Annotated in this window: 8 protein-coding genes; 4 read left to right on the top strand and 4 right to left on the bottom strand. The window is 72.8% G+C overall.

The window, feature by feature from the left end; genetic code table 11:
* Together ABD211_RS05115 and ABD211_RS05110 are read right to left on the bottom strand one after the other, a co-directional pair.
* Positions 1-836: SDR family NAD(P)-dependent oxidoreductase (locus tag ABD211_RS05115; protein ID WP_344126733.1), on the bottom strand; the 836-nt coding region annotated here is incomplete at its 3' end.
* Positions 837-928: 92 nt separating this feature from the next.
* On the bottom strand, positions 929-2020 hold the full coding sequence (locus tag ABD211_RS05110; RefSeq protein WP_344126731.1) for a winged helix DNA-binding domain-containing protein: 1092 nt from the start codon (positions 2018-2020) through the stop codon (positions 929-931).
* A 75-nt stretch (positions 2021-2095) separates the two neighbouring features.
* On the opposite strand from ABD211_RS05110, the gene ABD211_RS05105 reads away from it, so the two are divergent.
* Positions 2096-3742, top strand: a complete 1647-nt coding sequence (locus tag ABD211_RS05105; protein ID WP_344126729.1) for an alpha-amylase family protein — start codon at positions 2096-2098, stop codon at positions 3740-3742.
* Here the strand turns inward: ABD211_RS05105 and ABD211_RS05100 are convergent.
* Positions 3703-4371, bottom strand: coding sequence for a DUF2238 domain-containing protein (locus tag ABD211_RS05100; RefSeq protein ID WP_344126727.1), 669 nt, complete (start codon positions 4369-4371; stop codon positions 3703-3705). The two genes, ABD211_RS05105 and ABD211_RS05100, sit on opposite strands and share 40 nt — an antisense overlap.
* A gap of 40 nt (positions 4372-4411) precedes the next feature.
* On the opposite strand from ABD211_RS05100, the gene ABD211_RS05095 reads away from it, so the two are divergent.
* On the top strand, positions 4412-4801 hold the full coding sequence (locus ABD211_RS05095) for a VOC family protein (RefSeq protein ID WP_344126725.1): 390 nt from the start codon (positions 4412-4414) through the stop codon (positions 4799-4801).
* Positions 4802-5348: 547 nt separating this feature from the next.
* On the opposite strand, the gene ABD211_RS05090 is transcribed toward ABD211_RS05095, so the two are convergent.
* Positions 5349-6143: an ALF repeat-containing protein gene (locus ABD211_RS05090; protein WP_344126723.1), complete on the bottom strand. Its 795-nt coding sequence runs from the start codon at positions 6141-6143 to the stop codon at positions 5349-5351.
* 81 nt (positions 6144-6224) lie between these two features.
* On the opposite strand from ABD211_RS05090, the gene ABD211_RS05085 reads away from it, so the two are divergent.
* Positions 6225-6719: a DUF3291 domain-containing protein gene (locus ABD211_RS05085; RefSeq protein WP_344126721.1), complete on the top strand. Its 495-nt coding sequence runs from the start codon at positions 6225-6227 to the stop codon at positions 6717-6719.
* On the top strand, positions 6716-7088 hold a 373-nt coding region (locus ABD211_RS05080; protein WP_344126719.1), incomplete at its 3' end, for an aminoglycoside phosphotransferase family protein. The genes ABD211_RS05085 and ABD211_RS05080, both read left to right, overlap by 4 nt.

Raw genomic sequence — 7088 nt, 5'->3', positions numbered from 1 at the left:
CGCAGGTGCGCGGCCATGCCGGCCTCGACGGGACCTTTCGCGGCGGCGGTCAGCAGCTCGGCGGGCCGGCTCCACCAGGGCTGCAGCGTCCGGCGCCGGTGCGCGACCGCGCGGCACACGACGGCGGCTGCCTCGTCGGCGCTCGTGGCGGCCAGCCGGTCGAACGCGGCGGTGGGCGCGCTCATCCGGGTGCGGACCAGGCCGCAGTAGACGGTGCTGGTAGTGATGCCGTAGGTGCGCAGCTCGGGCGCGGCGCAGCGCAGCCAGTAGTCGAAGGCGGCCTTGGAGCCCAGGTACGCCGACCAGCCCGGCGCGGGGCTGGTCAGGCCGGCGGTGGACACGTTGACCACGTGCCCGCCGCCGGCGGCCCGCATCGCCGGCACAAGGGCGAGCAGCAGCGCGACCGGCCCGAGGTAGTTCAGGTCGATGGTGCGTTGGACGTCGTGGAACCGGTCGGCGGTCGCGGCGATCGACCGGCGGATGGACCGCCCGGCGTTGTTGACCACCACGTCGACCCGGCCGTAGGCGCTCAGCAGCGCCTCGCCGAGCGCGTCCGCGGCCTCGGGCCGGGACAGGTCCGCCGGGTGGACGTGCGCGGTGCCGCCGGCGGCCACAATGTCGTTGCGGACGGCCTCCAGGCGGTCGGCGGTGCGCGCCACCAGCAGCACCGTCGCCCCGGCCGCGCCCAGCCGGCGGGCGGTGGCCGCGCCGATGCCCTCCGAGGCGCCGGTGACTAGCACGATCCGACCCTCGACCGCGCGCCGCAGCCGTGCCCGGCGCGGACCGTGCCCGGCGATCCCCGCCGTCACCCGCGCCCACCGTCCTACCCACGTCATGCGCCCATGGTGCCCGGCGCCGTCCGCCCTGGTGATCCACCGCCCGGCCCATGTGATCTTCCGGGATGTGACTTCTCGGACCGGATGGCGCGTCAGGCGGAGGGCCCGGTCGTGGTGACTCCGGTCAGGCGGACGTCGCGGAACGCGGCGAGGCGTTCGGCCTGCGCCTCCACGGCCTTCATCGGGACCCGGGCCCACAGCTCCATCGCCACGGCGAGCGTCCGGCCCGCCGCGCGGGGACGCCACAGGCCGACGACCTCGCCGTCGTGCAGCACCGCGCCGGGCCGGCCGAGCACCGGCCACAGCTGCTTGGCCCGGGCCGCGTCGGGCACCACCAGCGCGCGGTCCTTAGCCTGCAGGAACAGGTCGTACGGGCCGAGCAGGCGGGTGCCCCGCGCCGGCGGCCCGTCACGCAGCCGCGCCTCGTCGGCAGCCAGGATCCACCGCCTTTCCCCGCCGGCGCGCACCTCGACCGCGTCATCGGGCCAGCGCCGCTTCACGTCCGTGACCGGCGCATCGAGGTACGCCGCGACGTGCTGCGGCGTGGCCGGGCCGAGCAGGCGCAGGTACGCCCGGATCACGTCGAACCGTTCGCCGGCCGCCGCGGCGGCCTTGAATTTCGGGATGCGGGTGAGCACGGGCGGCGACGTGCCGTGCTGAAGTTCGAGCCCGGCACGCAGCGCGGCCAGCCGGAACGGCATCTCGTACAGGTGGGTGGCCTGGCACGGGCGGCATTCGCGCAGGTAGGGCTCAGGCATCACGGCGGTGAGCCGGGTCGAGACCGCACCCTTCACGGTGGGCTTCGTGACGATCGTCCGCATGGCGGCGGCGACCGTGTCGAGGGCGTCGACCACCCCGATGCCGGCGGCGCGCAGCGGTCTCGCCGCGTCGTAGATCCGCTTGGCCGCGTCCGCGTCGGAGAACGGCGCCACCGCGGCCGCGACCTGCGCGAGGTCCGCACGGCGGTAGAGGTGCGGGGCGCCCCGGATGGTCCACACGTCCGCGAGCGCATCCGGCGCGAGCGCGCCGGTGTCGACGCCGCGCAGGGCCAGCGCCCACCGGCCGCCGTCCGGCCCGGTCTCCTGCGCGCCGAGGTCGAGCACGGCCGCCTCGACCAGGTCGGTGGACTCGCGGTCCAACTGCTGCGCGTGGACCCGGAAGCCGAGCACCCGCGCGCGGGTCACGTCTGCTATCGCCTCAGCCTAGGCCGGACCACCGACACGTTTGCCGACCCGGCCCGCGCGGGCAGAACACACCGCATGGGTCAGCACTGGTACGACAACGCGGTCATCTACAGCGTCGACGTCGAGACGTACGCCGATTCGGACTCCGACGGGGTGGGCGACTTCCGGGGCCTCATCGGCCGGCTCGACTACCTCTACCGGCTCGGCGTGACGTGCCTGTGGCTGGCGCCGATCCACCCGTCGCCGCGCCGCGACGGCGGCTACGACGTCGCCGACTTCTACGGCGTCGACCCGCGGCTGGGCACGCTCGGCGACTTCGCGGAGCTGCTGCACGAGGCGCGCAACCGGGGCATCAAGGTCATCATCGACCTGGTGGTGAACCACACCTCCGACGAGCACCCGTGGTTCGTTGACGCCATTTCCTCGCCGGACTCCCGCTACCGCGACTGGTACGTGTGGACCGACAGCGAGCCCGCCGACCGCCGCCAGGGCATGGTCTTCCCGGGCGAGCAGAGCGAGACGTGGACCTACCACCGCAAGGCCCGCGCCTGGTACTACCACCGGTTCTACGACTTCCAGCCCGACCTGAACCTGGCCAACCCGGACGTCCGCACCGAGGTCAAGAAGATCATCGGGTTCTGGCTGCAGCTCGGGGTCGCCGGATTCCGCATGGACGCGGTCCCGTTCATCATCGAGCAGACCGAGCCGGGCAACTCGGACTCGCCCAAGGACTTCCCGTTCCTCACCGAACTGCGCGCGTACGCGTCCTGGCGACGCGGCGACGCGTTGCTGCTCGCCGAGGCCAACGTCGCCGTGGACGAGATCGTGCGGTACTTCGGTGACGAGGGCGGCTCGGGCAACCGCATCAACATGCTCTTCGACTTCCTGCTCAACGACTCGATGGTGCTGGCCCTGGCCCGCCGCCGCGCGGAGCCGCTCATCATGGCGCTGACCGAGTCGCCGAGGCTGCCGGACGGCGGGCAGTGGGCCACGTTCCTGCGCAACCACGACGAGATCGACCTGTCCCGGCTCACCGCCGAGCAGCGCGAGGAGGTCTTCGCCGAGTTCGGCCCCGACGAGAACATGCGGCTGTACGACCGGGGCATCCGCCGCCGGCTCGCCCCCATGCTCGGCGGCGACCGGCGCCGCCTGGAGCTGGCCTACTCGCTGCAGTTCTCCATGCGCGGCACCCCGGTGCTGCGCTACGGCGAGGAGATCGGCATGGGCGACGACCTGGCGCTGCCCGGCCGCAACGCGATCCGCACCCCGATGCAGTGGTCGGACAAGACCAACGGCGGCTTCAGTGCCGCGGACCCGGTGCGCCCCGTGATCAAAAACGGGGGGTACGGGTACCAGAAGGTCAACGTGACCGCGCAGCGGCACGACCCCACGTCCCTGCTGAGCTGGTTCGAGCGGATGATCCGCACGCTGCGGGAGAGCCCGGAGGTGGGCGGCGGCACCTGCACCGCCATCGACGACGCGGCTCTGCCACCGGCCGTGCTGGTCCACCGCGCCGACGGCCCGAGCGGGACCATGCTGTTCCTGCACAACCTCGACGACGCGCCGGTCCGGGTGGACCTGGGCCGGATCGCCGCCGACGCCGACCACCCCAACCAGGTCTTCGGCGACCAGCCCTACGAGGACAAGCTGGACCTGGCCGACCTGGAGCTGACCGGCTTCGGCTACCGGTGGATCCGGATCCGCCGGGATCCGGCCGGCTGATCCCCGGGGGCGTCCGCCGGGGGGCGTGGCCGCGCGGCCAGCGTCACCGCGGCCGCGAGGAGCGCGCCGGCCAGGGCGCACGCCATGTCCTTGTGCGGGTCCCACAGGTCGCCCTGCTGCCCGTTGTACGCCTCGGCGGTGGCCGGTGACAGCGCCATGGCGACGCCCCATTCGAGCAGTTCGTACAGGGCGCTGGTGGACAGGGTCACCTCGATCGCGGCGAGCGCGGCCCGTCGGGGCGCCCACCCGCGCGCGTCGACCAGGTAGCGGATCAGGACGGGCGCGAGGCACGCCCCGTACGACACGTGGACCAGCCGGTCGAAGTTGTTGCGGGTCCAGCCGAGCCGCTCGTTGACCGACCAGCCCAGCAGCGCCCGGGACCACTCGTCGTAGGGCACCTCGGAGTACAGCCAGCGCGCGGCCACCGAGTGCAGCGCGAGGAACACCAGGATGAGCACGAGGGAGCCGAGCGGCAGCCGCCGGCGCCGGTGCACCCACCACAGCGCGACGAGCGCGATGAGCGTCAGGCCGTGGTGCAGCGCCTGCTCGGCGGGGTGCGGCGGGCGCCACCAGGTGGCCGCGACCAGCGCCGCGAAGATTGCGAGCGCCGCCCGTTCCCCGGTGACCATGTCGACCACGGTAACCGTGCCGGGGTGGGAGCATGATCCCGTGACCGAACTGGAACCGGCGTTCGCCCTGCACCACGTCCAGCTCGCCATCCCCGCCGGCGCGGAGGACGCGTGCCGGGCGTTCTACGTTGGCCTGCTCGGCCTGCACGAGGTCGACAAGCCGCCCGTGCTGGCGGCGCGCGGCGGCCTGTGGGTGCGCGGCGGGACGCTGGAGCTGCACCTCGGTGTGGAGGCCGACTTCCGCCCGGCCCGCAAGGCGCACCCCGGCATCCTGGTGGCCGACCTCGACGATCTCGTGCGCCGCCTCACCGCCGCGGGCGTCGCGGTCGAGTGCGACCCGCACTTGCCCGGCTACCGGCGCTGCTACGCCGCGGACCCGGTCGGCAACCGGCTGGAGTTCCTGGCGACCGACCCGGACAACGCCGGCTAGGGCCTGCCTCGAGGTCGATGCCGGCAGCGCCGTCGTGATCGGCGTTGGTGGCTGAACGCGCAGGGTGCGCGGGTGTTGATCGCGGTTTCGTGTACCAGGGTGTAGCCCGGCTCCGGCCTGGTACACGGTAACTGTTCAGGTGGTCCGCGCCGGGGTGGAGATCGCCATCTGCGGTGCGGACGTGCAGTCCGAACGCCAGCTGTTCATGTGTGGCGGTCCATGATCGTCAAATGCCGTGCGGACACGTAGTCCCCACGACCTGATAACCGACAAACCACCCCCCGCAAGTCGTGAAGATCGCCGTCTCCTGTACCAGAGCGCAGCCCAGCCACACTCCCGCACAGAAAACTGAGATCTTGGTACCAACCGGCGCCGGAGGCCCGATGACCGCGACGCTGAGCCGGAACGCCGGGTCCCACCCGAAACCTCATCATGACCGCTGTCTGGAGAACCGATGCAGGCACGGACCGGTCGTACGTCACTCGGAACGCCGATCTTGACTGTCATGTGCCGGCACGCGACTTCGAGAACGTGATCGATGAGCGGATCAGTCGCCCGCGACCGTGCGGCGTCGGCGGGCAAGAAGGATGCTCGCGCCTCCCACGAACAGGAGGATGCCGCCGACAGTCGCGATGATGCCTGTATTGGTACCGGTGACCGGCATGCTGCCGCCCGCTGGCGTACTGGCGGCGGTGGTCGGGGTCGGAGCCGCGCTGGTGGCGCTGGGGCTGGTCGGGGCGCTGGTTGTGGTTCTGGTGGGCGACGCGGACGTGGACGCGGGCACCGACGGTGACGCGGACGTGGACGCGGGCACCGACGGTGACGCGGACGTTGACGCGGATGCCGGCGGCGTTGTCGTGGACGCGCAGTCGAGCGCGCGTGCGGCGTACAGGCCGTCGTTCAGATAGGCGAGCAGGGCGGCGATGGTGCCCTCATCGAGCACCTTCTGCGCGGCCGCCTGCACGTTGGCGCCGGCGCCCGTCATCGTCTGGCCCACCGCGACCCGCAGATCAATCGTCCAGACCGTCTGCAGGTTCGTCCTGAGGAACGCGCGGAGATCCTCCGCGGGGCCGTCCAGCCGCTCCTGCAGCCTGCCGGGCAAGGAGGTCAACGCGTTGGCTTTCGCCGCGGCCTGGATCTGGTTGGCCAGGAGGCGCACATCGGTGTCGGAGGCGGTTTCCAGGTCGATCGTGACGAGCTCGCGGATATCCTGGTAAACCTTGCGCTCGACCGGCTGGCAGGACGCGTTCGGCCCGGACGACGCGGCGTAGGCCACCGCCGGTGCCGCCGGAACCAGGACGGCCAGCGCTAGCAGGACGCCGACCCGAATGCGCGATCGCATGGACTTTCCTCCCCGTGTAAGCCCCAACATGTATACACGATCGTCGGTGGACGGAAGGCCCCGTGGGCTAGGGTCGAGCGGGTGACCGACGAGCCGTGCCACCTTGCCCAGATCAACGTCGCGCGGCTGCTCGCGCCGCTGACTGACCCCCTGATCGCCGACTTCGTCGCCAACATCGACCCCGTCAACGCCGCCGCGGAGGCCGCCCCCGGCTACGTGTGGCGGCTGGACCTGCCGGCTGGCGAGGCGAAGGTCTTCGACGACGAGTGGCTGCTGGTGAACATGTCGGTGTGGGCCTCGGTGGAGGCTTTGACGTCCTATGTGTACGATCCGGTGCACCGCGCCGTGCTCGGCCGCCGCCGCGAGTGGTTCTCCCGGCTGGCCGACGCGTCGACCGCGCTGTGGTGGGTGCCGGCCGGCCACGAGCCCACCGTCGCCGAGGCGGAGGAGCGGCTGCGGCTGCTGCGCGCCAACGGGCCGACGCCGGAGGCGTTCACGATGCGCACCACCTTCCCGCCACCGGTCGGCTCGCACCGGCTGGCGGACGTGCCCGACGTCGAGCCGTGCCCGGCGTGACGGTTCCGCTCCGGTTCGCCCGCACGGTCGCGGGGGTGTGGGGCGAGCCCGGCCGGCGCTGGCTGGCGGGCCTGCCGCGCACCGTCGCGGCCGTGGCCGCGGCCTGGGACCTCACGCCCGGCGTGCCGTACGACCCGACGTACCACTGGGTGGTCCCGGCGATCCGGGCCGACGGGGAGCGGGTCGTGCTCAAGCTCGGCGTGCCGGGCTCGCCGCACCTGGCAGCCGAGGCGGCCGCCCTGACCGCGTACGCCGGTCGCGGCGCAGTCGCGCTGCTCGCCTTCGACGCCGCGCGCGGCGCGCTGCTGCTGGAACGGGCCGACCCCGGCACGCCGGCCAGCGCCCTCGTGCCCGCCGACGATGCGGCCG

The organism is Luedemannella flava (assembly GCF_039528515.1).
Lineage (GTDB): Bacteria > Actinomycetota > Actinomycetes > Mycobacteriales > Micromonosporaceae > Luedemannella > Luedemannella flava.
The sequence above is the reverse complement of the archived record's forward strand: the minus strand, read 5'-3'. Positions and strand labels throughout refer to the sequence as shown.